The organism is Mangrovibacter phragmitis, from assembly GCF_001655675.1.
GTDB classification, from domain to species: domain Bacteria; phylum Pseudomonadota; class Gammaproteobacteria; order Enterobacterales; family Enterobacteriaceae; genus Mangrovibacter; species Mangrovibacter phragmitis.
Window position 1 is genome coordinate 70889 of the sequence record NZ_LYRP01000001.1, and the last position, 26187, is coordinate 97075.

Below are 26187 nucleotides of genomic sequence, written 5' to 3' on the forward strand. Positions count from 1 at the left end.
GGGAAGAATATGCGGCATATTGTTCGCCAGGATGACACATTACTCGAGTATGGCGGCAGAGTGCTGGCCGGGCATAACCTCTGTTTTGGCAAAGGGATTGCCTGTGTGGGCGACCCGGTAATGTGTAACCGGCATGGCCTGACGGTGATTGCTGAAGGCAGCACACTGTCCACATTAAATGGCGTACCAATAGCATTACATGGGCACCGGTGTGCCTGTGGTTGCACCCTGGTCAGCTCATCTCCAGATTGCCGGTGTGCACAATGAGGGCGTTTCAGTTTGCCCCCGCACTCCGGGCTGCCTCTCCACCCCGAAACCGCCGCTGGGCGCAGGCTGGTATGGTGCTGGTATTGCTGTCTGTCACCTTAAGCCTGGTGCTGGCAGGAGAAAAAAGCAGCCCAACATTGTTAGTGGTTACCGCAAGCTTTGCCAGTGCGCTTGTTCTGCTGTGCTGGCTTTCCCGCCAATTGTATTACCGCACTTCATTACATTTACAGGCGGACTGGCAGTATCGCACAGACCAGGAATATGCTGCCTGGTGGCAACACCATACACAAACTTTTGCGCTGCAGGATGTCGTACTGATTGGCCCTGCCGGGGTATCACCAGCAGACTGGCAAGGTTTCCTGAACCAGCCACCAGGCCCGTCAACCGGCTGCAGTAGCGCAATAACGAATGGCCTGCTGTTTTCCACCCGGCCTGGTGAACGGGAAACCCAACTGGCGCAGATGCTTGCGCGCCAGTGGCATACCCAGTGTAGTGGTCAGGTGTACCGGCCACCCATATCGTGCTACTGGCAAGGGAGTGAAACTGCCTGGCAGGCATTTTCAGCAGAAGTGAGCCTGTTATTTCCGTCACTTTGCCTTCCCGTGCACCCAGAACCCTGGCAAGGGGCGAACACACTGGCAGGCCTGGCTGCCCATTTCGCATTAACAGCAGAAGAGAATCAGCAATGGTTCCTTGTTGCCGGTTGCCTTTCTGTGCCCGCAGGCGGCGGCTCAGAGCCCGCGGGTGAATCTGCGTTGCTCTGGAAAGTCACCGCTAAAGGGCCGGTAACCCTGGCGCGCGGTGAGGTGTTTTCTCAAGGCAAACATACCGCAACCCAGGTATGCCAGCAGGCTCAGCAACAAAGCGGGTTAACGCACCCACCGGAACACTGCGTGTTGTTTTCACCAGCAATACCCCCGGATTTTGCTCATTGCGGCTGGAACCTTTCCCGGCATGCGCAGGACCCATATTGGGGGCGAACCGGGGAAAATGAACCACTGATTGCGGTCTCACTCGCTGCATTACTGGCGCTGCACCAACAAACCTCGTGTGGCTGGATTGCCACCGACCCGCAGTACCAACTCACTTTAGGAATAGTAAAATATCATGGATAAGGACAAGGCAAATCAGCGCAGCCATTCTGGCTGGTATACCGTGGCGGTTGGGGTCGCTCTGGCAGTATTGGTGGTGTTTTTATACGGTGTGTTGTACTGGTATTTCGCCACCGATGCCTCGCAGGAAACCAGCGTGATTATTTCTGTGGTGGTGCGCAGTGGGTTGCTACTACTGGTATTGTTATCGCTAATGGTTCTGGCATGGTCTGGCATGCAACTCAGGCAGCTGGTTCGCATCAGGCAGGCCGCTCGCCTTCAGCCTGAGCCACTCAGTGCAGCCACCGGAGCAGGTGTGCGTCTTGCTGAACAAATTCGCCACCGGCTGAAGATGCGCCACCGCCTGTGGTGGCGTTCTTCTGTTCGCCTGGTGCTGGTGGTCGGAGATAACCACGCGGTGGAACAATTGTTGCCAGGGCTGGTGGCGGAAACCTGGCTTGAAAGTGAGCACCTTGTTTTTATCTATGGCGGAGATGGCAGTGCGCATGGGTATCAGGCGCCCCTTGCCGCTGTGCAACGGTTGTGGCGCTTCCGGCCACTGGATGGCATTGTGCGTGTGCTGGGTGTGGGGGCGCAATTATCACCACAGGCCAGTGACAATGATTTGCGTATGCTGGAAGACATTGGCCGGGTTCTGCGCTACCAGCCTCCGGTCTGGTTATGGCAGTTGTGTGCCAGCAAATGGTCACAGAGCGGGCGAGAGGAGCAACCTGTCGGCGCTTACTTCACGGCACGGGCAACCGCGCAAGAAGTCCGCACCCGTCTGGAAAATCTTACCCCGGTACTGCGTGCTCAGGGAATGCTTCAGGTATCTGAAAACCAGGATTATGATTTTCTGTTGCGCCTTAGCCAGCAACTGCAGGATGGCGGCATAGCGCACTGGGAACAGCAGTTGCAACCCTGGTTGTATGCCTCCCAGCCACGGGTTCCGCTCCGCGGGTTGATGTTCAGCCTGGTCACCTGTCATGAGCCTGTACCAGAAGGTAGCGGTGTGAAGGGCAACTCTACGGCGGTATTCACTCATGCGCTGGTGTTACCACCCCGGCTTGCCGGGCTTATTGCGGCAAGCCGCCATACCAAAGGGCTGCGACCCGGGAATGCCTGGTTCACGGGTGTGGCGGCCGGGCTGGTGGGCCTGCTGGCGCTCTGGGGCGTTGGCCTGCTGGTTTCGTTTATGGTGAATTACCATGCGGTGGCGGCCACAGCACAACGTATTCAGACCCTGGAGTCTCAGGCAACCACACCCGACCAGCAACTGGTGGCATTACACGCACTGGGTAACCATATCGAATGGCTCCAGAATAAAAACAGCCATTTTTCTCCGTGGTACCTGCCTGGCGGGTTTAATGTTAATCCGCGCATACTGGATGCATTGATGCCTGTATATATCACGGCCTACAACAGGCAGGTCCGCGACCAGTCCGCCAGACAGTTACGTGAGTCTCTACAGGCATTCATCCAAATTCCGCCAGAAAGCGCACAGAGAACAGCACTTGCCGGGCAGAGTTACAACCAGCTTAAAGCCTGGTTGATGATGGCGATGCCAGAAAAAGCCGACACCCAGTTTTATACCCAGACACTGAAATCCGTCTCGGGTGCGCCAGCAGGAATATCTCCTGCGCTGTGGGAAACACTGGCTCCGGATCTGTGGGCTTTTTATATGGCGCATTTAGCACAATGGCCTCAGTGGAAAATCTCCCCGGACATCACTCTGGTTGCCAAAGTTCGTGAAGCATTATTGCAACAGTTAGCGCACCAGAGTGCGGAACAAAACCTCTATAACCAGATTATCAGCAATGCCCGCGCCAATTACCCCGACCAGACGCTGGAAACCATGGTACAGGGTACGGATGCCCGGCGTGTGTTTGTCTCCAATGAAGTCGTGCCAGGTGTATTTACCCGCCAGGCGTGGGAGGGCAGTATTCAGCAGGCCATTGCGCGTGCAGCAACAGCCCGGCAGGAAGAAATTGACTGGGTGCTAAGCGACAGCAACGCTTCTGTCAGCGCAGACGCGGTATCTGCAGACGCGCTTAAGGCCAGCCTGTCAGCACGTTACTTCGCTGATTTCGCCGGCGCCTGGCAGCACTTTCTTAATAACCTGCAACGCCAGCCTGCCAGAACGGTATCAGAAGTAACCGACCAGCTAACACTGATAAGTGATGTGCGCCAGTCCCCGTTGATTGCGTTACTGAATACCCTCGCTTTTCAGGGGCAAACCGGGCAAATAAACCGCTCGCTGCCAGATACACTGATTCAGGCCACAATGGAAAAACTGGGCGGCCATGAGCCTGTGGCTATTGATACACTTCGGCAGTTACCTTCAGGCGGTGCCGAACAACACTTCAGGCCGATATTGCAGGTGATGGGCATTAATTCCCGGGCTTATGGCGACTCGGGGAATCAGCCACTGAGTTTACAGGCGTGGCTAACCCAGATAACCAGAGTCAGGCTGCACTTGCAGCAAATTATCAATACGCACAACCCTCAGGAGAGTATGCAGTTGCTGGCGCAAACCCTGTTTCAGGGGCAACCGCACGACTTCACTGAAACACGCCAGTACAGCAACTTGCTTGCTGCAAGCCTTGGGCAAGAGTGGCAGGGGTTTGGTGAAGCTATTTTTGTCGGGCCAATGAATGATGCATGGAACAGTATTTTGCAGCCCTCTGCCGCCGGGTTAAATAATAAATGGCAACGGACGGTACGGGCAGAATGGCAGGCCACTTTTTCTGGCCGTTATCCTTTCACCACTGCTCAGGGTGAAGCCTCATTGCCCGCGCTGGCGGACTTTATTCGTAAAGATTCCGGGCGTCTGGCGCGTTTTGTGGCCGATGAACTCGGCGGCATTGTGAAACTTGAAAGCCGCCGCTGGGTAGTTAACCCGGCGCATTCCCGGGCAGTTCACATTAATCCGGATTTTTTAGCGGCAATTAACCAGCTTAATGAGATAGCCGATATTCTGTTTATTGATGGCGGCCAGGGCGTTCAGTTTGAACTCCAGGCAAGGCCATCGCCCGGGGTGGTGGAAACGCAACTTAATATTGACGGGCAAAAACTGCACTATTTTAACCAGCAGGCAGACTGGCAACTATTCCGCTGGCCAGGCGAAACCTACAAACCCGGTACCTTACTGACATGGCACCGCGCCGGGGCGGGAACCCGGTTATATGGCGATTACCCCAGTGGCTGGGGTTTACTCCGCTGGCTGGAAACGGGGCAATATGAACAACTGGATAACAGCCGCTGGCTGATAACGTTTATTGCCCCGGATGGCGCGCAATTACAGTGGGTGTTGCGTTCGCAAGTGGGTAAAGGGCCCCTGGCATTGTTAGCCTTAAGAAGCTTTCGGTTACCTGAAAATATCTTTATTGTTGACCAGACCATGTAAAACTACAGCCAGAAACGGGAGGCATTGTGTTAGAGAACTATTTTGGGCAACGACCGACGCAGGCAGAACAGCAGCGGTTACTGGCCGTGCAGGCCGCACTGGAACTGGTGCAGGCAACAAGCGTGGTTTCAGGGGATCCTGACAATACTACAGCGCATATTACAGCGCTTGATCTGGCAGCGGTGAGCCGGGATATCGCAGGGCTGGCAGATGCGATTCAGGCCGCGCTGGTGGTTCGTTGAGTAAACCGCAGCACACATCAGAAAAGAAACGGGAAATGCCGACATCGTCATTTCCCGCAAAAATACTGAGATTGCTTATTGCGGCATTCCTTCGCGTGACACCGCACACTCTAGGTGCCAAACATTAAGGCAAACTTAAGTAGTGATGCCGAAAGTAAAATATTTGTTATTGATCATGTTTTCACAATGCAATAAACAACATTAAGGAGCAGAAATGTTAACTGTATGGGGAAGAAAAACATCGTCGAATGTCCAGGCATTAATGTGGTGTATTGGTGAGCTTAATCTGCCTGTAAACCGGATTGATATTGGCCATCGTTTTGGCGGTAATGATACTGCGGATTTTTTGGCGATGAACCCCAATGGCACGGTGCCAGTTTTGCAGGACGGAGGCAATGAACCTTTGTGGGAAACCGGGGCCATATTACGCTACCTGGCTTCTGAATATGGAACAGCGGATTTCTGGCCGCACAGCAACCGCGAAAGGGCACAGGTCGATAAGTGGGCCGAGTGGGCAAAGCTGAATATTGCCCTCAATTTTACCGCGCCAGTGTTCTGGCGAGTGGTCCGTACCCCTGCGGCCCAGCGTGATGAAGCTGCTATTGCTGCGGCACTGAAAACCTTACATCACTTTATGGCAATCGCGGAAAAACAGCTGCAACAACACACCTGGCTGGCAGGTGATCAGTTCAGCCTTGCTGATATACAGTTCGGCCACATACTTTACCGTTACTATGATATTGCCATAGAACGCCCGGTGTTCCCGGCAATTGAAGCCTGTTTCCAGCGGTTACACCAGCGCAAGGCCTGGCTGGACCATGTGCGGGTGTCTTATGAAGAGCTCAGAGCAGTGTAGAAAACAGGAAAGAGGCGGGCACGGTTATTTCAGGTATTGCCATGCATAAACAACAATAGCGACAGCAATCAAAACCAGTGTGGATTTTCTCATTTAACTCAATGCCTCGTAAAAAACAGGAATCCTGCAATAACAGAGAAAAGAGAACAAGGAGCGCATTGCCTGTTTATGCGCTTTGTCACATGAATACTGTTGTGGCAGCCTGTGCCACAACAGTATTCACCACAAATTAGTGCATGCCGAGGCGAATCAGTTCAACAGGTGCGAACTGGCCTTCTGCGCCATCCACTTCTACTGTTGCCTGGCGACGTAAATCACGAGCACTCAGCCCATCGGCATGAATTGCCTTAATCACCCCTGTAAGGCCAGTGCCATTAATCATCACACGGCTGCCAGTTGTAATTACGTTACGGTTACGATCATAGGTCATCATTGTGGTTTTCTCCTCTAAAAACGCGATAAAACGGATATCGGTATATATCGGCAGCAACTATTCTGAGCGCCTTAAAACACGACATCAATCACAAAATTGGGCGTTTATTGACCTGGGTCAAAAGTTTTCTTGCGTGATAATTAACACGGGCGGGGCAATTTTGTCTGCCGGATTACTTTCCGGAGTATGGCGAGACACTTATTTTCTGCAGAGCGACAAGTGCAGTAAAAAAATCCCCTGGCAAGGCGCTGCAGGGGATAAAACTACACTCAAAATGAATCGTACCTAATATAAAGTATGGCGAAGAGGTTACCCCGGTAAGCTTTTTTAGCCAGATAAATAACCCGTCAGCCATTCCTCTTTAGTTATTTCTGAAGACCGGAAATAAATAAAAAGACACAGTATGGATAAATATAACAGCTACTGGTGTTGTTCTGTGTTACCAGAAAAAATACAATAATAATTGCACAATAAAACTGCTTATTTATGTTGGTTGCAGTTAGAATGTAAAGCCTGGTGTGGCGTAAATTTCATTACAAAATAGCTCAGGCTGTCAGCCATAAGTCAATGTGTTTTACCATCGCATAGATAAAGTGATTAACCACAGTCGATTCGAAGAGCATCGCTACCCAAACAACGGAAATACAAATCAGCGCTACATCATAAATATAAAATATCTTATTTACTTTACCCATGGTGGCATCTCCTTTAGTGATGATGCTGGCGTATTTTTTAGCTGAGGTAAATTGCAGCCAGCAACGAAATTATGGTCAGTTATGTGGGGTAAATATGTGATGGATCTCGAATAAAAAATTTATACTTTGTTTGTGGTTTTTAATTTTATTTTCATGATTTACTGTGTTTTTAACTAAAACTTTATAATATTACTAATTGATAATTATGGCGGCTTACCACGAAGTGAGTAACCAGGTTCAGTACCTGGAGTAACAGGTTATACCCTCTATTTTCTTACAGCCAGGTGAAGTGGCAGGCAATAAATAAAAAAACGCCCTTTACACATAATGTAAAGGGCGGCTAAGTACAGTGAGACGATTCAGATAGCATTAGTCGTTCCATTTGTGGCTGAGGCAGGCGGCGAGTAAACCTGCACCAACAAACAGCACGACAGCGGCAAATACATAACTCAGTTCAATGGACATAATGCGCCTCCAGCCGGTGTGAGTTTGCATTTACGGTGCGCTTTAACACCGTATTACTCACTATATCGGCTGAAAGTTAAACAAACCTTAGGCTTTGTGTAAGAGTTTCTCCTGAGTGGTAAAGGTTTTTCGATAACGGCGCGGGGAAACATTCAGGTATTGCTGAAAGTAGCGCCGCATCACACTGGCAGTGCCAAAACCCACAGCCTGAGCAATGTATTCAACCGGCCTGTCACTCTCTTCCAGCAGTTGCCTGGCTTTTTGCAGCCGTTGTTGCAATAGCCAGCGAGCAGGTGTGGTGCCGGTGGCGTCAGAAAAGCGCCTGAGCAAAGTACGTGAACTCATACCACAGCGGTTCGCCAGTGCTTCAACACTGTGCGAACAGTGCAGATGCTGGTGCAAATAGTCGAACAAATCACCCAGTCGGCTGCTTTCATACTCCTTCGCCACAGGCGCGGGAATAAACTGCGCCTGCCCACCATCGCGGTGCGGGGGGACAACCAGGCGCTGAGCCACCAGGTTGGCAGCGTGAGGGCCGTAATCTTTACGCACCAGGTGCAGGCAGAGATCAATCCCCGCTGCACTCCCGGCTGAAGTCAGGCACTGGCCCTCATCTATATACAGCACATGTTCATTCACCCGGATTGCCGGGTAACGGGCCTGCAATTGTGCCGCATAACGCCAGTGGGTGGTGGCTTGTGCACCATTCAACAGGCCTGTCGCGGCAAGCACAAACACCCCTGAGCAGATGGAAACCAGGCGGCATCCCCGGCTTGCAGCCTGGCGCAGGGCATTGAGCAGTTCTGGAGGAACCGGCGTCTCAGTACCGCGCCAGCCCGGAATAATAATAGTATCAGCCTGCTCTAACAGCTCAAGGCCACCATCCACCATAATGCGAATGCCGCCTGTCGCGCTTAACGGCCCTTCATCCAGCGCCGCCACTGCAAAGCGGTACCAGTTTTCCCCCATTTCTGGGCGGGGCAGGCCAAAGACCTCTGTTGCGACGGAAAACTCAAAGGTACACAACCCCTGGTAAGCCAGTACAACAATCAGCGGTTGGTGCGGTAAAGATTTTGTCATATTCAGTGCGTTATTTGGCATGAAGTGGCGTGGCCTGGATTTATGGGACAGTGCAATCTGTGCATACCATACATCACAGGAGAAAATGAATGAATCCCGTTACCCAATATCCGGCAGCACCAGCCAGCCAGGCACTGGCCTGGTTTCACCAGAAACTACAGTTTGAGACGGACTGTGCGGATGTACACAGTGCGCTTTCTCAGGGAAATACCCCCGGGTTTGTTCTGCTGCATGTTGTCGGCGGGGAAGCGCAGTTTGCCCGGCGGCATATACCCGGGGCCGTTCATTTGCCCCATCGCGATATTCGGCCTGAAGTTATGGCACGCTGGCCGGAAGACACACTGTTTGTTGTCTACTGTGCAGGGCCTCATTGCAATGGCGCGGACCAGGCGGCGATGAAACTGGCGGCTCTTGGCCGCCCGGTTAAATTGATGATTGGTGGCCTCACTGGCTGGGCAGATGAAGGATTTGGATTCGCGTCAACGGAAAACGCCACTGAACATGAATAATTTTCATGATACGTGAAATTTTCTCGTTTGTTGTGCAATCGGTGGCGTGACATTATTCTGGACATGTAGCCATCCAGAAGGCCGTTATTAACAATAACAATTATCACGGGAAGAAACTTTCCCGTGACAAGGAGAAGACAATGCAGCGCCCAGAAGCTCCCTTTCGTGCCGAGGTAGTAGGCAGTTTTTTACGCCCTGATTCCATTAAGCAGGCTCGCGAGGCTTTTGCTGCGGGGGCTCTCAGCGCCGAAGCATTACGCCAGTGCGAAGATGAAGCCATCCGCCAGGTGGTGGAGCAGCAATGCGCCTGTGGGTTACATGTGGTCACAGATGGGGAGTTTCGCCGGGCGTGGTGGCATTTTGACTTTTTCGACGGGTTACAGGGTGTGGAACGCTTTGAATCTGACCACGGTATCCAGTTCAACGGCGTGCAAACCAAAGCCCATGGTATTCGGGTCACCGGCAAGTTAGGGTTTGGCGACCACCCAATGCTGGAAGATTTCCGTTACCTGAAAAGTATCAGCGGCAACGCAGTACCGAAAATGACTATCCCCAGCCCAAGCGTACTGCATTTCCGTGGTGGCCGCGAAGTCATCGACCGTAACGTTTACCCGGAACTGGACGCCTATTTTGACGACCTGGCAACCACATGGCGTGATGCCATTGCTGCTTTTTATGCCGCAGGCTGCCGCTACCTGCAACTTGATGACACCGTATGGGCGTATTTGTGTTCAGATGAACAGCGCCGCCAGACGCGCGCTCGCGGTGATAACCCTGATGAACTGGCGCGTACCTATGCCCGTGTACTGAATACAGCGCTGGCAGATAAACCCGCTGATTTAACGATTGGCCTGCATGTATGCCGGGGAAATTTCCGCTCAACCTGGATTGCAGAAGGGGGTTATGAGCCGGTGGCTGAAGTGCTGTTTGGTGGCGTGAATGTTGATGCTTTCTTCCTTGAGTACGACAACGACCGCTCCGGTGATTTTGCACCGTTGCGCTTTATTAAGCCCGGTCACCAGCAGGTTGTTCTGGGGCTGATTACTACGAAAAATGGTGAACTGGAAAATCCCGGGGCAATTAAGGCACGTATAGAGGAAGCGGCGCAATATGTTGCTAAAGAGCAAATTTGCCTTAGCCCGCAGTGCGGTTTCGCATCAACGGAAGAAGGCAACAACCTGACTGCTGCCCAGCAGTGGGACAAAGTAAGCCTGGTTACCCGTGTGGCCAGCCAGGTCTGGTAATACGCTTTCCTCGATATTAGTTTCACATTATACAGCTTCACGAAATATGGCCCGCAAAACGGGCCATATCTTTTCCCATTTCATCCTCAGCCAAACCAAATACCTATGCTCAGGTGGTTATTCAGCCAGTTTGCTTATGTTTAATTGAGCAGTGCACAGCACCGGGGCGTAAATGCCCTGCCTTTGTTCAATTCAGGTGCGTTTTTGCCACGGCCAGGCTGTGTTTCAGCCAGATAACAGATGTGTTTTTATCTATCTCTTTGTATTAAAAAATAATTAATATTTGGCATCGCATTTGCAACTGGGATTCCATCTTGTATACCAGATGGGATTCCAGGAATGAGTACAGTTGAATATGGGCAAACACTGGCAGAATGGCGGGCGCAGTACACGCAAAACCCGCACATCGTCAGCTCTGTGCTGACCCGCTATGTAAGCCAGTTTGACCGGGCGGATAACGCCTGGATCTACCTTGCCAGCGAACAGGACATTCTTACTCAGTGCGCAGCGTTGCTGGATGCGCTGGAAGATGGCTCCAAAACACTGGTTGATATGCCACTGTTCGGCGTGCCTTTTGCAGTCAAGGACAATATCGATGTGGCGGGGATGCCAACCACTGCCGCCTGCCCGGCATTCCTTTACCACCCGGAAGTTGATGCCACGGTTGTTGCCCGCCTGAAGAGCGCCGGTGCAGTGGTGATTGGCAAAACCAATCTGGATCAGTTTGCCACCGGGCTGGTGGGCACCCGTTCACCTTATGGCGCTGTGGTTAACACATTTAACCCGGATTATGTCAGTGGAGGGTCCAGTTCAGGCTCGGCATCGGTTGTGGCCCGTGGTCTGGCGGCATTTTCGCTGGGAACCGATACCGCCGGTTCTGGCCGGGTACCTGCCGGTTTCAATAATATTGTCGGCCTGAAACCCACCAAAGGCTGGTTCTCTGCCCAGGGGGTGGTGCCCGCCTGTCGCCTGAACGACACCATTTCTGTATTTGCTCTGACTGTTGATGATGCCTGGCAAGTGGCGCAGGTCGCGGGCGGCTATGATGCTGGCGATGCCTACTCACGGGTTCACCCGGGAACAGCCCCGGCACAACTGAGCAACGCCCCCCGTTTCGCCATTCCTGAACAGTGTGAGTTTTATGGCGACAGCCAAAGTGAGCAGGCCTGGCAACAGGCGCTGGCACACCTGGTTGCACAGGGTGTGGAGCTGGTTCCCATCGATTTTACGCCGTTTCGCCAGCTCGCGGAGCAACTCTATTACGGTGCCTGGGTGGCAGAACGTACCGTTGCGGTAGGGAGCATGTTAGACCAGCCACCAGAAACCATGGACCCAACCGTGCGCCAGATTGTGGCAAATGGCAAAGCCTGGACCGCCTGTGACGCCTGGCAGGCGGAATACACGCGAGCAGGGCTGGCACGCACAATCCAGCAAGTATTAGCGGCAGTGGATGCGCTGGTGGTGCCCACTTCGCCAACCATCCACACGCTGGCAGAAATGGCGGAGGAGCCGGTTAATTACAACTCGCAATTTGGTACTTACACCAACTTCACCAACCTGGCAGACCTGAGTGCGCTGGCGGTACCCGCCGGGTTCCGTCAGGACGGTTTACCCTTCGGTATCACGCTTATTGCACCTGCGTGGCACGACCTTGCACTGGCTGCATTCGCCTGCCAGTGGCAACAACAGCAGGCGCTCCCTCTCGGCGCGACGGGGCGCCCATTAACAGCGGGGGCATCTATCACGCCCACCTTGCCGGAGTGTTATGTGCGCCTGGCCGTTGTTGGTGCGCACCTGCGTGGTATGCCGCTTAACCACCAACTCACCACCCGTGATGCGGTGTTTGTCGAAGAGACGGTCACTGCTGATGACTACCGCCTGTATGCACTGGCAGGCCAGGTTCCGGCTAAGCCCGGGCTCGCACGGGCAGAGCAGGGTAATGCCATTATCGTTGAGTTATGGGATGTGCCGCTGGCACGTTTTGGCGAGTTTGTGGCTGAAGTCCCTGCACCGTTGGGGATAGGCAGTGTCACGCTGGCAGATGGCCGGGTCGTGAAAGGGTTTATCTGTGAACCTCAGGCGCTCGGCGCCGCCACAGATATTACGCAATGGGGTGGCTGGAAAGCCTGGCTTGCTCACCAACATCTTGCCTGAGGAAGACGCATGTTTAACACGGTACTGATAGCGAATCGGGGTGAGATCGCCTGCCGGGCGATCCGTACATTAAAAAAGATGGGCATACGCAGTGTTGCTGTGTATTCCGAACCTGACCGCAATGCGCAACACGTCCATGATGCGGACGAAGCAGTCGCTTTGGCTGGCGAGAAAGCCAGTGATACCTACCTGAACATTGACAAAATAGTGGCAGCGGCAAAAGCGACCGGGGCACAGGCTATTTTCCCCGGCTATGGCTTCCTGTCTGAACGGGCAGAATTCGCTACCGCCTGCGACGAAGCAGGCCTGGTGTTTATCGGCCCGACAGCACAACAAATTGCCGACTTCGGCCTGAAACACCGGGCACGGGAACTGGCACAGGCAGCGGGTTTGCCCATGACTCCCGGTACCGGTCTGTTACAAACCCTCGACAGTGCCCTGGTTGCCGCGCAGGAGATTGGCTACCCGGTTATGCTCAAAACTACCGCAGGTGGCGGTGGGATTGGCCTGAGTTGCTGTGAAACCCCTGAAGCTCTGAGCGAAACCTGGGCCAGTGTGAAACGCATGGGGACACAATTTTTTGGTGATGACGGTGTTTTTCTGGAACGTTTTATTGCAAAGGCGCGCCATATTGAAGTGCAGATATTTGGCGATGGTAAAGGCCATGTTGTGGCGCTGGGTGAGCGCGATTGCTCACTGCAACGCCGTAACCAAAAAGTGGTTGAAGAAACACCCGCCCCGAACCTGCCGCAACGCACCCGGGAAGCGTTGCATGCCGCAGCAGTGGCACTGGGTAAGCAGGTTAATTACCGTAGTGCCGGCACTGTTGAGTTTATCTACGATGCAGATACTGATGCTTTCTGGTTCCTGGAAGTAAACACCCGTTTGCAGGTGGAACACCCGATAACTGAAATGGTTACCGGGGTGGACCTGGTAGACGCGATGGTTACGCTGGCTGCGGGGAAAGCACCAGACTGGCAGGCTATGGCACGGGCGCCACAAGGCGCGGCTATTGAAGTCCGTGTCTACGCAGAAGATGCCTTAAAAAACTTCCAGCCCTCACCGGGTGTGCTGACCGATGTCTTTTTCCCTGAGGGAATTCGGGTTGATGGCTGGGTATCTTCCGGTAGCGAAGTCAGTGCCTTCTATGACCCGATGATAGCCAAAATCATTGTGCACGGGGCAGATCGCCACCAGGCGCTGGCAAAACTCCAGGACGCGCTGGACGCGACCCGGTTACAGGGTATCGCCACCAACCTGGACTGGCTGCGCCAGATTATTACTCTGCCGGAATTTACTGCCGGTGTGATGTGGACCCGTTTGCTGGACAGCGTTGAGTGGCAGCCGCATGTTATTGAAGTGCTGCAACCTGGCACCTGGAGCAGTGTACAGGATTACCCGGGAAGGACTGGCTACTGGGATATTGGTGTTCCGCCGTCAGGCCCAATGGATGATTACGCTTTCCAGTTAGCCAACCGTATTGTGGGTAACCACCCGTCAGCCGCGGGTCTGGAATTTACTTTGTTGGGGCCAACGCTGCGTTTCCATTGTGATGCCGTCATTGCCCTTACCGGAGCAAATTGCCCGGCGACGCTGGATGACAAACCCGTTGCTTTATGGCAACCCATCGTGGTGAAAGCAGGCCAGGTTCTGTCACTGGGCCGCGCCAGCACAGGGTGCCGTACCTATCTGGCGGTGCGTAATGGCCTGGATGTACCGGTTTATCTGGGCAGCCGTTCAACTTTTGCCCTGGGGCAATTTGGTGGACATGGCGGGCGCACCCTGCGCGTTGCAGATACGCTGGCGATTTCCCAGCCGGATTTACCGGCATGTACAACGCCTGCGCCCATCGGTTTACCTCAGGTTCCGGAGCCTGCGCTTATTCCCGAGTACGATACCGTGTGGGATATCGGCGTGCTGTATGGCCCTCACGGCGCACCCGATTTCTTTACGCCGGAATCGATGGAAACCTTTTTCAGCAGCGAGTGGGAAGTCCATTACAACTCCAACCGGCTGGGTGTCCGCCTGATGGGGCCCAAACCAGAATGGACGCGCGCCGATGGCGGTGAAGCTGGCCTGCATCCTTCCAACGTACATGACTGCGAATACGCCATTGGCGCGATTAACTTCACTGGCGACTTCCCGGTGATCCTCACCCGTGACGGCCCAAGCCTTGGTGGGTTTGTATGCCCGGTCACCATCGCCCGGGCTGAGTTGTGGAAAGTGGGGCAGGTGAAGCCCGGCGATAAAATTCGCTTTCATGCTATCAATTTTGAATACGCCCAGTCACTGGACATCGCCCGCCAGGTGGCCGTCACCAATTTGTGTGCAGCCAGCACCTTGCCGGATCGGCATCCGGCAATCAGCCCGGGGAAAACCAGCAGTGCGGCAATTCTGGCTGAACAACCGGCACAGGGCGATATCCCGGCAGCCGTCTGGCGCCAGGCCGGTGATAACTACCTCCTGATTGAGTATGGCGACAACGTTCTCGACCTGGCTTTGCGCCTGCGGGTGCATTTGCTAATGGAAGCCTTACGCGCCAGCGGCCAGCCGGGTATTGAAGAGCTCTCGCCGGGTGTGCGTTCACTGCAGGTGCGTTACGACGCACAGCGCATATCACAAAGCCAGCTAATGGCCTTGCTACTGGAGCTGGAAGCGCAGTTAGGCGATGTCAGTAAACTGCGTATTCCGTCGCGTATTGTTTATTTGCCTATGGCCTTTGAAGACAGCGCCACGCTGGGTGCGGTTGAGCGCTACCAGCAAACAGTCCGCCAGCAGGCCCCCTGGTTGCCCAATAACGTGGACTTTATTCAGCGCGCCAACGGTCTGGCACACCGCGATGAAGTTAAAAATATTATTTTTGATGCCAGCTACCTGGTGCTTGGCCTGGGGGATGTGTACCTCGGTGCACCTTGCGCAGTACCTGTCGACCCGCGCCACCGCCTGTTGAGTTCTAAATACAACCCGGCACGCACCTGGACGGCTGAGGGCACAGTGGGTATCGGCGGCATGTATATGTGCATTTACGGCATGGATTCCCCGGGAGGCTATCAACTGGTCGGGCGTACTGTGCCTATCTGGAACAAATTCCTCAAAAACAGCCAGTTTGGTGATGAGCCCTGGTTACTGAAATTCTTCGACCAGGTGCGTTTCTACCCGGTAAGCGAAACCGAACTTACCGAATTCCGCGATGCCTTCCGTGAAGGCCTTGCCACCGTGCGAGTAGAAGAGAGCACCTTTGATTTTGCTGAATACACCCGGTTCCTGGCGGATAACGCCCAGGATATCGCAGATTTTCGCTCCCGCCAGCAGGCGGCCTTCGCCTCGGAAGTGGTGCACTGGCAAAACCAGATGGAAGACGAGGCGGTGGAGGAAACCTTTGCCGGCTGTGAGGCGGATGAGGAAGTTGACGGCCACCTGGTGAGCGCGGACCTCAATGGCAATATCTGGAAAATTCTGGTCGAACCGGGCCAGAAAGTGAAACAAGGCGAACCACTGATTGTGGTGGAAGCCATGAAGATGGAACTGATGGTGGAAGCACCTTGTGACGGCGAAGTTATCCGTATCAGTTGCCAGCAAGGGCGGCCAGTAGCGCCGGGCGATGCCTTGCTCTGGCTGGATAACGCCAGTTAAGTGAAGACGCCGCAGGCACCGGTGGCACCGCGGCAAAAAAGAGAACTGTACCCACATGACAAATATCAGCAAAGCCCCGCGAACCCAGGGGCAGGCGGAACGGATTTATCACCAACTGAAGCAGGATATTTTTGATTTCCGCCTGCTTCCCGGTGACCACTTCAGCGAGAGTGAAATCGCAGCGCGGATGGGCGCGAGCCGCACACCGGTTCGCCAGGCTTTGTACGCACTTGAGCAGGAAGGTTACGTCGCTGTCCAGCCGCGTAGTGGCTGGCAGGTAAAACACATTGATTTTGATTACCTGGAATCGCTTTACGACTTAAGGGTGGTACTGGAACTGGAAGCGGTGAAGCGTTTATGCGCACTGCCGCCAGACAGCCAGCCTGCCATCCTGCTGGCACTGAAAACATTCTGGACGGATTCCGCACCACTCCCCGACGGCCAGGAAGTGGCCCGCTATGACGAGCAGTTCCATATGGATCTGGTCATGGCGGCGGGTAACCCGGAAATGGCGCGGGTTCACCGGGATGTCACCGAAAAGATTCGCATAGTCCGGCGTATGGACTTCACCAAAACGCCCCGTGTCGAGGCAACTTACGCTGAGCACGGTGCCATTTTGCAGGCCATCATGGCGCGCGAGACCGAGGAGGCTCAGAACCGACTACAGCAGCATATTGCACAAAGCCAGAAAGAAGTTCGTACGATAACGCTTCATACGCTGCACCAGGCGCGGCAGCAGAAGCTTTGAAATGCGGCATTGCCGCGGACCTCTATTTATCAGGAGTGAATTTATGCACCGTCGTACTCTGTTAAAAGCTTTTGCCTTATCCGCATCCGTTATCAGCATGGGGCTGGCGTTTAACGCTTATGCCGCTGATACCATCAAGGTCGGTATTCTGCACTCTTTGTCTGGCACGATGGCGATTTCAGAGACACCACTGAAAAATATGGCATTGATGACCATTGATGACATCAATGCCCATGGCGGTGTTTTGGGTAAAAAACTGGAACCTGTGGTGGTTGACCCGGCCTCCAACTGGCCGTTGTTTGCTGAAAAAGCCCGCCAGTTACTGACCCAGGATAAAGTCGCTGTGGTATTCGGTTGCTGGACATCAGTGTCCCGTAAATCCGTCTTGCCGGTATTTGAAGAACTGAATGGCCTGCTGTTTTATCCGGTGCAGTACGAAGGCGAAGAGATGTCGCCCAACGTATTTTATACCGGTGCGGCACCTAACCAGCAGGCCATTCCGGCGGTTCAGTACCTGATGAGCGAAGACGGTGGCGCGGCCAAACGTTTCTTCCTGCTGGGTACCGATTACGTTTACCCGCGCACCACTAATAAGATCCTGCGTAACTACCTGCACAGCAAAGGGGTACAGGATAAAGACATCGAAGAGGTGTATACCCCGTTTGGTTACAGTGATTACCAGACTATTGTTGCCAATATCAAAAAATTTGCCGCCGGCGGGAAAACCGCAGTTATTTCCACTATCAATGGCGACTCCAACGTGCCGTTCTATAAAGAGCTGGCAAACCAGGGTGTGAAAGCGACCGATATCCCGGTTGTCGCTTTCTCCGTTGGTGAAGAAGAACTGCGCGGTATCGACACCAAACCCCTGGTGGGCAACCTGGCTGCCTGGAACTACTTCGAATCACTGGATAACCCAACCAACAAAAAATTTGTCGCTGAATGGAAGGCTTACGCTAAATCTCACAATCTGCCAAACGCCGACACCGTAGTCACCAACGACCCGATGGAAGCCACCTGGGTGGGTATGCATATGTGGGCGCAGGCGGTAGAAAAAGCAGGAACCACCGATGTGGATAAAGTGCGTGCGGCAATGGCCGGGCAAACCTTTAAAGCACCATCGGGTTACACACTGACCATGGATGCCACCAACCACCATCTGCATAAACCAGTCATGATCGGTGAGATTGAAAGTGACGGGCAATTTAACGTGGTGTGGCAGACTGATAAACCCGTGCGTGCCCAGCCCTGGAGCCCCTATATCCCTGGGAATGAAAACAAGCCGGATTACCCTGTTAAATCAACGGGTAAATAACGTTTTCTCCTCCCGGTAACGGGAGGAACCCTCGCCTGGAGGAAATCATGAAACCTGTGCTTATCATACGTCTGCTACTGGTGCTGGCGTGTTTGCTTTCGCGTGTTGTCTGGGCAACCGATGCCGATACCTTTGTCAGTGCCAGCCGTTCCGCGCAGGCCAGCCTGTTGCAGCAGTGGGCAGCAGCACCAGATAAAGCCCGGTTGCCGCTGCTGAAAGCACTGAAGCAGGAAGTGCTGGTGGCAGACGACAATCACCATGCATTCAGCAAACAGAACAGCAACCTGCTGCCTCTGGGCGCGGCGGCCACACCGGAAGGTGATATTCACCCGGTCAGGTTAACCAACCGGCTGCGGGTTTTGGTCGCGGGTGCGCTGGCAACACATCAACTTTTAAGTGACAACGTCACGGAACGTCTGCAGGGTGCCAAAAATTTAGTGGATGACAGCCAGGGAACTCTGATTCCGCTGATTACCCGCCAGCTCGCCAGTGAAACAGACCCGAAAGTGAAAGCCGCGCTGCAACTGGCCCTGGCTAACCTGCAACTGGGTAGCCCGGATGCAGCAGTACGGCTGGCAGCTGTAACCAGACTGGGGCAGGACAGTGACCCGGATGTCCAGGCGCGGCTTCACCCAATGACAGACCCGGCTCATGAGCCCGATGCCCGGGTGCGTGCCGCCGCACAGGCAAGCCTGGATAAAATTCATCACCGCTTAATGCTGGGCGATATTCTCGGCCAGGCGTTTATGGGGATTTCCTTAGGTTCGGTGTTATTACTGGCCGCGCTGGGGCTGGCAATTACCTATGGCCTGCTGGGGGTCATCAATATGGCTCATGGCGAAATGTTGATGCTTGGCGCATACAGTGCCTGGATGGTGCAAAACCTGCTGCACAGCTTCGCGCCAGGGCTGGAAAGCCTGTACCCGGTAGTGGCATTGCCGGTCGCCTTCTGTGTGACCGGTGGCCTTGGCATGGTGCTGGAGCGCACGATCATTCGCCATTTATATGGCAGGCCGCTGGAAACGTTGCTGGCAACCTGGGGGATTAGCCTGATGCTGATTCAGATTGTGCGGATGGTGTTTGGCGCGCAGAACGTGGAAGTGGCCAACCCGGGCTGGTTGTCCGGCGGCATCCAGGTGTTGCCTAACCTGATCCTGCCATGGAACCGCCTGGTGGTTATCGCATTTGTTTTGCTGGTGCTGTTCTTTACCTGGCTTGTGTTAAACAAAACCCGCCTGGGTATGAATGTGCGTGCGGTTACGCAAAACCGGGCCATGGCTGCCTGCTGTGGGGTACCGGTGGGGCGTGTTGATATGCTGGCGTTTGGGCTGGGTTCTGGCATTGCCGGGCTGGGTGGCGTGGCGCTTTCGCAGTTGGGGAACGTTGGCCCTGAACTGGGCCAGGGGTACATCATTGATTCTTTCCTGGTGGTGGTTCTCGGTGGTGTGGGCCAGCTTGCCGGAAGTGTGGCGGCTGCATTTGGCCTTGGGATCTTCAACAAAATTCTTGAGCCACACACCGGTGCTGTACTGGGCAAAATATTGATTCTCGGGCTGATTATTTTGTTTATTCAAAAACGGCCGCAGGGATTGTTTGCCCTTAAAGGGAGGGTTATTGACTGATGACACAACCAATCACACTAACGCTTTACCAGAAAGCGCCACGCCTTGCTCAGGTTGCGGGTGGCATTCTGGTGCTGGCACTGTTTATTCTCCCGTTTCTGGCTTTGCTCCCGGCGGAAAACCCGTTAAGTATTTCGGTATGGACATTAACCCTGCTGGGTAAAATCCTCTGTTACAGCGTGATGGCGGTGGCGCTCGATTTGGTCTGGGGTTATGCCGGAATGCTCTCACTGGGGCATGGAATATTCTTTGCTCTTGGCGGTTATGGTATGGGTATGTATCTCATGCGCCAGGCTGCGGGCACCGGCCTGCCTGATTTTATGTCTTTCCTGTCATGGAACCATCTGCCCTGGTTTTGGGTGGGCAGTGAACATTTTCTCTGGGCATTGATGCTGATTATTCTGGTGCCTGGTTTACTGGCACTGGTATTTGGCTTCTTCGCCTTCCGCTCGCGCATTAAAGGTGTGTACTTCTCGATTATCACTCAGGCATTAACCTGGGCCGGAATGTTATTGTTCTTTCGTAATGAAACCGGCTTTGGTGGTAATAACGGGTTTACCGGTTTCACCACGCTGTTAGGGTTTTCTGTTACCGCCACCAGCACCCGGGTGGGTTTGTTTATTGCTTCACTTACCCTGTTGCTGGTGAGCCTGGGCGCAGGGTTATGGCTGGCGCGCAGCAAATACGGCCGCGTGTTGACAGCGGTGCGCGATGCAGAAAACCGCCTGATGTTTTGCGGTTACGATCCCCTGGGATTCAAATTACTCATCTGGACGCTTTCCGCTGTACTGTGCGGCCTTGCCGGGGCGCTGTATGTGCCACAAGTCGGGATTATTAACCCCAGCGAAATGTCGCCGACAAACTCGATTGAAGCGGCTATCTGGGTCGCTCTTGGTGGCCGGGGAACACTAATTGGCCCGGTTATTGGCGCGTTTGCGGTGAACGGAGCCAAAAGTATTTTTACCGTGGTGTTGCCGGAATACTGGCAAATCTGCCTCGGGCTGCTTTTTATTCTGGTGACCCTGTTCTTACCGCGTGGTGTGGTGGGTTTGCTGCGCAAAGGAGATAAATAATGGCGATGCAGGATACGCTTTTTACCCGACAGCTACCGGCAGACCAGTTCCGCGAACAGACAGACCCGGTACTGCAACTGGAAAATATCAACGTCAGTTTTGATGGTTTCCAGGCGCTAACCAATCTGTCCATGCGCATTGGTGTTGGAGAACTGCGCTGCGTGATTGGCCCAAACGGTGCCGGGAAAACAACGTTAATGGATGTCATTACCGGGAAAACCCGACCCCAGAGCGGGCAGGCGGTATATGACCAGTCGGTTGACTTGCTCAGGCTGAACTCAGTGGAAGTGGCCCGTAAAGGTATAGGGCGTAAATTCCAGAAACCTACCGTATTTGAAGCCCTCAGCGTGTTCGAAAACCTGGAAATAGCGCAGAAAACGCATAAAGGTGTGTGGGCCACGCTCAGAGCGCGGCTTAATAGCGAGCAGCGCGACCGCATCGACAGCGTGCTGGCGCTATTACATTTATCACAGGAGCGCCATCGTGCGGCAGGCGCGTTGTCTCACGGGCAAAAACAATTTCTGGAAATAGGTATGTTACTGGTACAGGAGCCGCACTTACTGCTGCTGGATGAACCTGCGGCAGGCATGACAGATGCGGAAACCGAATATACCGCAGAGCTCTTTCGTGGCCTTGCAGGCCAGCACTCTTTAATGGTGGTTGAGCATGATATGGGCTTTGTTGAAACCATTGCAGATTCTGTGACTGTATTGCATCACGGGCAGGTACTTGCCGAAGGCTCACTGGCTGAAGTGCAGGCCAACGAGCAGGTGATTGATGTTTATCTTGGCCGCTAAGGGGGCAGCATGCTGGATGTAAGTAACCTGCAACAGTACTACGGTGGCAGCCATATTTTACGCGGGGTAACCTTCACGGCCAGGCCCGGTGAGGTCACTTGCCTGCTGGGGCGTAATGGCGTGGGTAAAAGTACATTGCTGAAATGCCTGATGGGGCTTATTCCTGCCAAATCCGGACAGGTAACCTGGAACGGAGCGGATATTACCCACCGTAAGCCGTATCAGCGGGTCAATGCCGGAGTGGCTTATGTTCCCCAGGGGCGTGAAATTTTCCCGCGCCTTACTGTTGAAGAAAACCTGCTGATGGGTTTATCCCGTTTCCCGGCAGGCAAGGCAGGACAGGTACCAGAAGAGATTTATCAGTTATTTCCAGTGCTGAAAGAGATGAAACAGCGCCGTGGTGGTGACTTGTCTGGCGGCCAGCAACAACAACTGGCTATCGGGCGGGCACTGGCCTGTAAACCAGGGTTGTTGATCCTTGATGAGCCGACAGAAGGTATTCAGCCTTCGGTGATTAAAGAAATCGGCCAGGTTATTCGTACCCTCTCTGCCCGGGGGGATATGGCGATTTTACTGGTCGAGCAGTTCTACGATTTTGCCGCAGAACTGGCCGATCAGTATCTGGTGATGTCGCGCGGCACCATTATCCAGCAAGGCGCTGGCGCACAAATGGAAGCTGACGGTGTGCGCGGGCTGGTGGCAATCTGACATATGACAGCCATTATTCACTGGCAGGGTGCGCGGCACGGGGTGTGTTGCGCACTTCCATACCGAGCAACATTAGCCACCAGGCGGCACAAATCGCGACAATAAAAGCACAAAACAACACCGGAGCCGGAAACCAGGTCAGCATATAGCCGGTGACCAGTGGGTTTGCCGCTGCGCCAAGGTTGCCAATGTTCTGCGCGGAGAAGTAACTGGCTTTCATGCCCGGCGGTGCAATGTGGTCAATCAGCATATATTCACCGGGCACGTAAATCAGTTCGCCAAAGGTAAAAACAACGGCCGCAATCCCCCAGAAAACCAGGTTATTTCCGGCGTATAAAAAACCCAGCAGGCCAAGGCTGAAACAGACCGAACCAATAAACATCCACCCTTTTAAGCGCGACGGGCGCAGTTGTTTACCTACCCAATACTGGAAGCTGACCACGACCAGTGCGTTGATGGGTAACACCACACTGACCACTTTTTCAGCCAGCGCGTTATCGGCAACAACCAGCACATACTGGGACAGAAACGACACAAATGAACCGCACACCAGTGAACTGAGAAAACCCGACAGCGTGAAATAGCCCAGTGCTTTATCGTGCAGTAAAACCGAGAGGGACCAGGAGTCAGGCGTTTTTTCGTCTGTACCTGCTATTTCATTGCTGGCCCGGTACGCCGGCTGCTGGGCAGGCACTCGCAAGCCAATTAACACAAATGGCAGTGAGGCACTGAGTGCCGCGAGCCAGAAGGGCAGGTGCACATTGTACAGCATGACCATCGTGCCGAGCGGTGGGCCAATGGTCCAGCCAATATTGATGAAGGTGTAGTTGAGCGAAAAAATGCCCGGTCGCCGCACGGGTGGCAGTGTGTCGGAAAAATAACCTTTGAGGACCGAGGCAAATACCGAGTATGAGCAGTTGATCACCGCATAAAAAGCGACCGTCATCCACGGTGTCTGGCTAAGAGGAATGCCAATAAACCCGGCAATAAAACAGCCGGTGGCAATCAACATATAACGTTTTTTATCGAACCGGTCTGCCAGCATGCCAAATGTCAGGCTGAACGCCACACCAATGACCAGGGCAAACGTCATTGCCAGTCCCACTTTATCCACACTCATCCCATACTGGCGGTGCAGGTAGATGGTCATAAAAGGCAGCGTCATACCACGGCCTAAGGTGATGCATAACGAAGCCAGGAGCAGGATGAGCACTGGTCCATCAGGTAAACGCTTTTTGTTATGTTTCATGGGGAGAAAATACGCAATGTAAAGAAATCTTTAGTTACATAGCAATAACATGCCTTCCCTGAGGCTGTACAGCGCCATAAGGTGTCTGTATGTGCTTTTCGTGCGGAGAAAAATCTGGGTGTCGCCATTTTGTTAAATTTCTATTAACCTGGTGTATTAGTAACTCAATGATAAAAACAGGAACAAAGGCTAACAGGCTATGACAAAAAAAGATGGATTGCTGGCAGTGATGGTGGTGGTTGTCTGGGGGTTAAATTTTGTGGTTATCAAAGTGGGGTTGCATGGTATGCCGCCTCTGTTACTGGCGGGGTTGCGTTTTCTGCTGGTCGCCTTCCCGGCGTTACTTTTTGTCCGGCGCCCCAACGTTCCTTTTCGCCTCCTGGCCGGGTATGGCCTGACCATCAGTTTTGGGCAGTTTGCGTTTTTATTTACCGCGATTAAGTTTGGTATGCCTGCTGGTCTCGCTTCGCTGGTGCTTCAGGCACAGGCATTTTTTACCATTTTGTTGGGCGCCATCTTTTTCAACGAGCGTTTGAGTGTGAAACAACTGGTCGGTATTACACTCGCAGTGCTGGGCATACTGGTGCTAATTGAAGGTAGTCTGACCGGGGAAAATATTGCGCTTAGTGGTTTTATGCTGACGCTGGCCGCAGCATTCAGTTGGGGATGCGGGAATATTTTTAATAAAAAGATCATGCAGCTGTCACAACCGCCAGCCATTATGTCGCTCGTCGTGTGGAGTGCACTGATCCCGGTTATCCCTTTTTTGCTGGGTAGCCTGGCGTTTGATGGCCCACAGGTAATTATGTTGAGTCTTCAGCACATTGATTTAACAACAATACTGTCGCTGGCGTACCTGGCCTTCCTGGCCACTATTGTGGGCTACGGTATTTGGGGCAGCCTGCTTGGGCGCTATGAAACATGGCGTATCGCTCCGTTGTCATTACTGGTACCCGTTTTTGGTATGGGAAGTGCCGCGTTGCTGCTGGGTGAACACCTGAGTTTGTTGCAGCTTGCTGGCGCAGTGCTGATAATGCTGGGGCTGTATATTAATGTTTTTGGCTTACGGTTGCCGCAGGGCGTTCGCCGGGCGCGTTCCACATCGCTGTAACAAGAGCGGCAGCCGGGTGGAAGTTACCGATGACCATCTGATGGCCATCTGGTGGTCATCGGAGGAGCACCGCTTAGCGGTGCGTGTTGTTATGGTAAAACGCCACACCCAGGTTTTCGTTGCGTTCTTGAGCCACATCGGGTTTTGCGCTGTTAAGGCTGGTATTGCTGGCAGAAGGTATCAGCATCGCGCCATGCCCTGTTTGCCGGGGAATAAATTCGCTGGGTTGTTCTGCAATAACACTGCCTGCCACTAAAACCAGAAGTAGCGCGGCACCTTGTGCTAAATGTTTCATGTTTCCTTCTTACACCTTTGCAGGTGGTATTAAAAAAAGCGACCAGCAGACATAAAGCCTGTGGCCGTTTTGCGGTATTACTTAACGGTGTTACAGGGCCTGCAATTAGTTCATGCAGTAGTGCTGCTGCCCGTCATTGTTGAGTGGGAACAAAAACTTTCCCTGGGTCGGGGCATTATTCGCAACACGGTATTTGTGCGGCGGAATAGAAAAATAGTTCTTAAAGGTTCGCGTCAACGTTTGTTGAGACTCGAAACCATAGCGTTCAGCAAGATAAAGAATTGGCTCATCGCTTTCTTTCAACTTCTGCGCGATTTCCGTCAATTTGCGATTGCGGATATACTGGCCCAGTGAGTGTCCTGTTTCTTTCTTGAACATCCGTTGCAGGTGCCATTTTGAATAGCCGGAGCGCTGGGAAACTTTCTCCAGTGACAGCGGGGATTCCAGGTTATCCTCAATCCAGTCTAAAATGCTGTGTACGGTAATCGCATCATTATTTCGTCTGGACATAGCTTCACCTCATCTGTTTAGAGCAGAATTTTTTTCAGCAAACATTCAAGTTGTGCAATTTCTTCTGCCGTCAGGTTTTTTGTTAATTCTTTATGCAGGTCATGCCCCACTAAACGGTGGCAGTACTGGCATAACTCACGGCCTTCTTCCGTGAGTTCGACGATGACACACCGTTTGTCGTCAGGGTTCGGGCGACGTGATACCCAACCTTTACACGCCAGACGATCCAGCATGCGGGTAAGGGCACCCATGTCGACCGAGAGTGATTTACTTAAGTCTCCCGGTGTAATAGCCACCTCACAGAAGATGGAGCACAGCACTTTAAATTGCGGTGCAGTCACATCCTGCGGGGAGAGATACTCGGTTAACAGACGGTCTTTCTTTTGATTCACCAGGTGGATCAGACGGCCCAGCGGGATGATTTCATTGAACAGATCGCATGTCGTTTTCACAATTCTTTGCCCAGGCAAATAGATTAATCACGCGAGATACTATTGCCCAGGCAAGGATAAGTCAATCATATAGCGACCTGGATCACACAAAGTGCTAAAACGCTTAGTCTGATAAAAATATACATACGTAATAATAAGAGATGCACATTGTTCTCCCTGAGAAATGTGAGCTAGCATTTATCTCTGATTTTATTGGATTAATCGTAAAGCAGCAGAAGGACAAAGGAACACA

23 protein-coding genes are annotated in these 26187 nt (G+C 53.2%); 16 read left to right on the forward strand and 7 right to left on the reverse strand.

Annotation, left to right across the window (positions count from 1 at the left end; all coding sequences use genetic code 11):
* The first annotated feature begins 9 nt into the window (after positions 1-9).
* From A9B99_RS00310 to A9B99_RS00330, 5 genes are all read left to right on the forward strand, one after another.
* Complete coding sequence (locus tag A9B99_RS00310; RefSeq protein WP_064593479.1) at positions 10-267, forward strand: PAAR domain-containing protein; 258 nt, start codon at positions 10-12, stop codon at positions 265-267.
* Complete coding sequence (locus A9B99_RS00315) at positions 264-1382, forward strand: hypothetical protein (RefSeq protein WP_082917795.1); 1119 nt, start codon at positions 264-266, stop codon at positions 1380-1382. The genes A9B99_RS00310 and A9B99_RS00315 overlap by 4 nt, the downstream gene beginning before the upstream one ends.
* Positions 1375-4764: an ImcF-related family protein gene (locus A9B99_RS00320; protein ID WP_064593481.1), complete on the forward strand. Its 3390-nt coding sequence runs from the start codon at positions 1375-1377 to the stop codon at positions 4762-4764. The genes A9B99_RS00315 and A9B99_RS00320 overlap by 8 nt, the downstream gene beginning before the upstream one ends.
* 26 nt (positions 4765-4790) lie before the next feature.
* Positions 4791-5006: a hypothetical protein gene (locus A9B99_RS00325; protein ID WP_064593483.1), complete on the forward strand. Its 216-nt coding sequence runs from the start codon at positions 4791-4793 to the stop codon at positions 5004-5006.
* A gap of 214 nt (positions 5007-5220) precedes the next feature.
* The gene (locus tag A9B99_RS00330) at positions 5221-5862 is read left to right on the forward strand and encodes a glutathione S-transferase family protein (RefSeq protein ID WP_064593485.1); all 642 of its coding nucleotides are present in this window, start codon (positions 5221-5223) and stop codon (positions 5860-5862) included.
* A gap of 229 nt (positions 5863-6091) precedes the next feature.
* Here the strand turns inward: A9B99_RS00330 and ydfZ are convergent, their stop codons facing one another.
* The 3 genes from ydfZ to ftrA form a co-directional block, all read right to left on the reverse strand.
* Positions 6092-6295, reverse strand: coding sequence for a putative selenium delivery protein YdfZ (ydfZ, locus tag A9B99_RS00335; RefSeq protein ID WP_064593487.1), 204 nt, complete (start codon positions 6293-6295; stop codon positions 6092-6094).
* Between the two features lie 545 nt (positions 6296-6840).
* Positions 6841-6990, reverse strand: a complete 150-nt coding sequence (locus tag A9B99_RS23685) for a hypothetical protein (protein WP_156518958.1) — start codon at positions 6988-6990, stop codon at positions 6841-6843.
* Between the two features lie 552 nt (positions 6991-7542).
* Entirely contained in the window at positions 7543-8556 is a 1014-nt protein-coding gene (ftrA, locus tag A9B99_RS00340; protein WP_064593489.1) for a transcriptional regulator FtrA, read from the reverse strand.
* A 68-nt stretch (positions 8557-8624) separates the two neighbouring features.
* On the opposite strand from ftrA, the gene A9B99_RS00345 reads away from it, so the two are divergent.
* From A9B99_RS00345 to urtE, 10 genes are all read left to right on the forward strand, one after another.
* A complete protein-coding gene (locus A9B99_RS00345) occupies positions 8625-9044 on the forward strand; it encodes a rhodanese-like domain-containing protein (RefSeq protein WP_064593491.1) in 420 nt (139 codons plus the stop codon).
* A gap of 140 nt (positions 9045-9184) precedes the next feature.
* A complete protein-coding gene (locus A9B99_RS00350) occupies positions 9185-10288 on the forward strand; it encodes a cobalamin-independent methionine synthase II family protein (protein ID WP_064593493.1) in 1104 nt (367 codons plus the stop codon).
* 339 nt (positions 10289-10627) lie between these two features.
* A complete protein-coding gene (gene atzF, locus A9B99_RS00355; RefSeq protein ID WP_064593495.1) occupies positions 10628-12442 on the forward strand; it encodes an allophanate hydrolase in 1815 nt (604 codons plus the stop codon).
* A 9-nt stretch (positions 12443-12451) separates the two neighbouring features.
* Complete coding sequence (gene uca / locus A9B99_RS00360) at positions 12452-16075, forward strand: urea carboxylase (RefSeq protein WP_064593497.1); 3624 nt, start codon at positions 12452-12454, stop codon at positions 16073-16075.
* Positions 16076-16130: 55 nt separating this feature from the next.
* Positions 16131-16823, forward strand: coding sequence for a GntR family transcriptional regulator (locus A9B99_RS00365; RefSeq protein ID WP_064593499.1), 693 nt, complete (start codon positions 16131-16133; stop codon positions 16821-16823).
* Positions 16824-16866: 43 nt separating this feature from the next.
* Positions 16867-18138, forward strand: a complete 1272-nt coding sequence (gene urtA, locus A9B99_RS00370; RefSeq protein WP_064593501.1) for an urea ABC transporter substrate-binding protein — start codon at positions 16867-16869, stop codon at positions 18136-18138.
* Between the two features lie 56 nt (positions 18139-18194).
* A complete protein-coding gene (urtB, locus tag A9B99_RS00375) occupies positions 18195-19760 on the forward strand; it encodes an urea ABC transporter permease subunit UrtB (protein WP_405027765.1) in 1566 nt (521 codons plus the stop codon).
* Positions 19760-20833: an urea ABC transporter permease subunit UrtC gene (urtC, locus tag A9B99_RS00380; RefSeq protein WP_064593505.1), complete on the forward strand. Its 1074-nt coding sequence runs from the start codon at positions 19760-19762 to the stop codon at positions 20831-20833. The genes urtB and urtC overlap by 1 nt, the downstream gene beginning before the upstream one ends.
* Positions 20833-21630 carry an urea ABC transporter ATP-binding protein UrtD gene (gene urtD, locus A9B99_RS00385; protein ID WP_064593506.1) on the forward strand — a complete coding sequence of 266 codons (798 nt, stop codon included), beginning with the start codon at positions 20833-20835 and terminating at the stop codon, positions 21628-21630. Before urtC ends, urtD begins: the two co-directional genes overlap by 1 nt.
* A 9-nt stretch (positions 21631-21639) precedes the next feature.
* Positions 21640-22338: an urea ABC transporter ATP-binding subunit UrtE gene (urtE, locus tag A9B99_RS00390; protein ID WP_064593507.1), complete on the forward strand. Its 699-nt coding sequence runs from the start codon at positions 21640-21642 to the stop codon at positions 22336-22338.
* A 13-nt stretch (positions 22339-22351) separates the two neighbouring features.
* Here urtE and A9B99_RS00395 read toward each other — a convergent pair whose 3' ends face one another.
* Positions 22352-23587 carry an MFS transporter gene (locus A9B99_RS00395; RefSeq protein WP_064593508.1) on the reverse strand — a complete coding sequence of 412 codons (1236 nt, stop codon included), beginning with the start codon at positions 23585-23587 and terminating at the stop codon, positions 22352-22354.
* A gap of 199 nt (positions 23588-23786) precedes the next feature.
* On the opposite strand from A9B99_RS00395, the gene eamA reads away from it, so the two are divergent.
* Positions 23787-24698, forward strand: a complete 912-nt coding sequence (gene eamA, locus A9B99_RS00400) for an O-acetylserine/cysteine exporter (RefSeq protein ID WP_064593510.1) — start codon at positions 23787-23789, stop codon at positions 24696-24698.
* A 73-nt stretch (positions 24699-24771) separates the two neighbouring features.
* Here the strand turns inward: eamA and marB are convergent, their stop codons facing one another.
* From marB to marR, 3 genes are all read right to left on the reverse strand, one after another.
* Positions 24772-24993 carry a multiple antibiotic resistance regulatory protein MarB gene (gene marB, locus A9B99_RS00405; protein ID WP_064593512.1) on the reverse strand — a complete coding sequence of 74 codons (222 nt, stop codon included), beginning with the start codon at positions 24991-24993 and terminating at the stop codon, positions 24772-24774.
* Between the two features lie 105 nt (positions 24994-25098).
* Positions 25099-25503, reverse strand: coding sequence for an MDR efflux pump AcrAB transcriptional activator MarA (gene marA / locus A9B99_RS00410; protein ID WP_064593514.1), 405 nt, complete (start codon positions 25501-25503; stop codon positions 25099-25101).
* 17 nt (positions 25504-25520) lie between these two features.
* Complete coding sequence (gene marR, locus A9B99_RS00415; protein ID WP_064593516.1) at positions 25521-25955, reverse strand: multiple antibiotic resistance transcriptional regulator MarR; 435 nt, start codon at positions 25953-25955, stop codon at positions 25521-25523.
* Positions 25956-26187 lie beyond the last annotated feature (232 nt).

Excerpts from the sequence above, each read along its gene's own strand:
- A9B99_RS00310 (WP_064593479.1), top strand. The coding sequence starts at position 10 with ATGCGGCATATTGTTCGCCAGGATGACACATTACTCGAGTATGGCGGC.
- A9B99_RS00315 (WP_082917795.1), top strand. The coding sequence starts at position 264 with ATGAGGGCGTTTCAGTTTGCCCCCGCACTCCGGGCTGCCTCTCCACCC.
- A9B99_RS00320 (WP_064593481.1), top strand. The coding sequence starts at position 1,375 with ATGGATAAGGACAAGGCAAATCAGCGCAGCCATTCTGGCTGGTATACC.
- A9B99_RS00330 (WP_064593485.1), top strand. The coding sequence starts at position 5,221 with ATGTTAACTGTATGGGGAAGAAAAACATCGTCGAATGTCCAGGCATTA.
- ydfZ (WP_064593487.1), bottom strand. The coding sequence starts at position 6,295 with ATGATGACCTATGATCGTAACCGTAACGTAATTACAACTGGCAGCCGT.
- A9B99_RS23685 (WP_156518958.1), bottom strand. The coding sequence starts at position 6,990 with ATGGGTAAAGTAAATAAGATATTTTATATTTATGATGTAGCGCTGATT.
- ftrA (WP_064593489.1), bottom strand. The coding sequence starts at position 8,556 with ATGCCAAATAACGCACTGAATATGACAAAATCTTTACCGCACCAACCG.
- A9B99_RS00345 (WP_064593491.1), top strand. The coding sequence starts at position 8,625 with ATGAATCCCGTTACCCAATATCCGGCAGCACCAGCCAGCCAGGCACTG.
- A9B99_RS00350 (WP_064593493.1), top strand. The coding sequence starts at position 9,185 with ATGCAGCGCCCAGAAGCTCCCTTTCGTGCCGAGGTAGTAGGCAGTTTT.
- atzF (WP_064593495.1), top strand. The coding sequence starts at position 10,628 with ATGAGTACAGTTGAATATGGGCAAACACTGGCAGAATGGCGGGCGCAG.
- uca (WP_064593497.1), top strand. The coding sequence starts at position 12,452 with ATGTTTAACACGGTACTGATAGCGAATCGGGGTGAGATCGCCTGCCGG.
- A9B99_RS00365 (WP_064593499.1), top strand. The coding sequence starts at position 16,131 with ATGACAAATATCAGCAAAGCCCCGCGAACCCAGGGGCAGGCGGAACGG.
- urtA (WP_064593501.1), top strand. The coding sequence starts at position 16,867 with ATGCACCGTCGTACTCTGTTAAAAGCTTTTGCCTTATCCGCATCCGTT.
- urtC (WP_064593505.1), top strand. The coding sequence starts at position 19,760 with ATGACACAACCAATCACACTAACGCTTTACCAGAAAGCGCCACGCCTT.
- urtD (WP_064593506.1), top strand. The coding sequence starts at position 20,833 with ATGGCGATGCAGGATACGCTTTTTACCCGACAGCTACCGGCAGACCAG.
- urtE (WP_064593507.1), top strand. The coding sequence starts at position 21,640 with ATGCTGGATGTAAGTAACCTGCAACAGTACTACGGTGGCAGCCATATT.
- A9B99_RS00395 (WP_064593508.1), bottom strand. The coding sequence starts at position 23,587 with ATGAAACATAACAAAAAGCGTTTACCTGATGGACCAGTGCTCATCCTG.
- eamA (WP_064593510.1), top strand. The coding sequence starts at position 23,787 with ATGACAAAAAAAGATGGATTGCTGGCAGTGATGGTGGTGGTTGTCTGG.
- marB (WP_064593512.1), bottom strand. The coding sequence starts at position 24,993 with ATGAAACATTTAGCACAAGGTGCCGCGCTACTTCTGGTTTTAGTGGCA.
- marA (WP_064593514.1), bottom strand. The coding sequence starts at position 25,503 with ATGTCCAGACGAAATAATGATGCGATTACCGTACACAGCATTTTAGAC.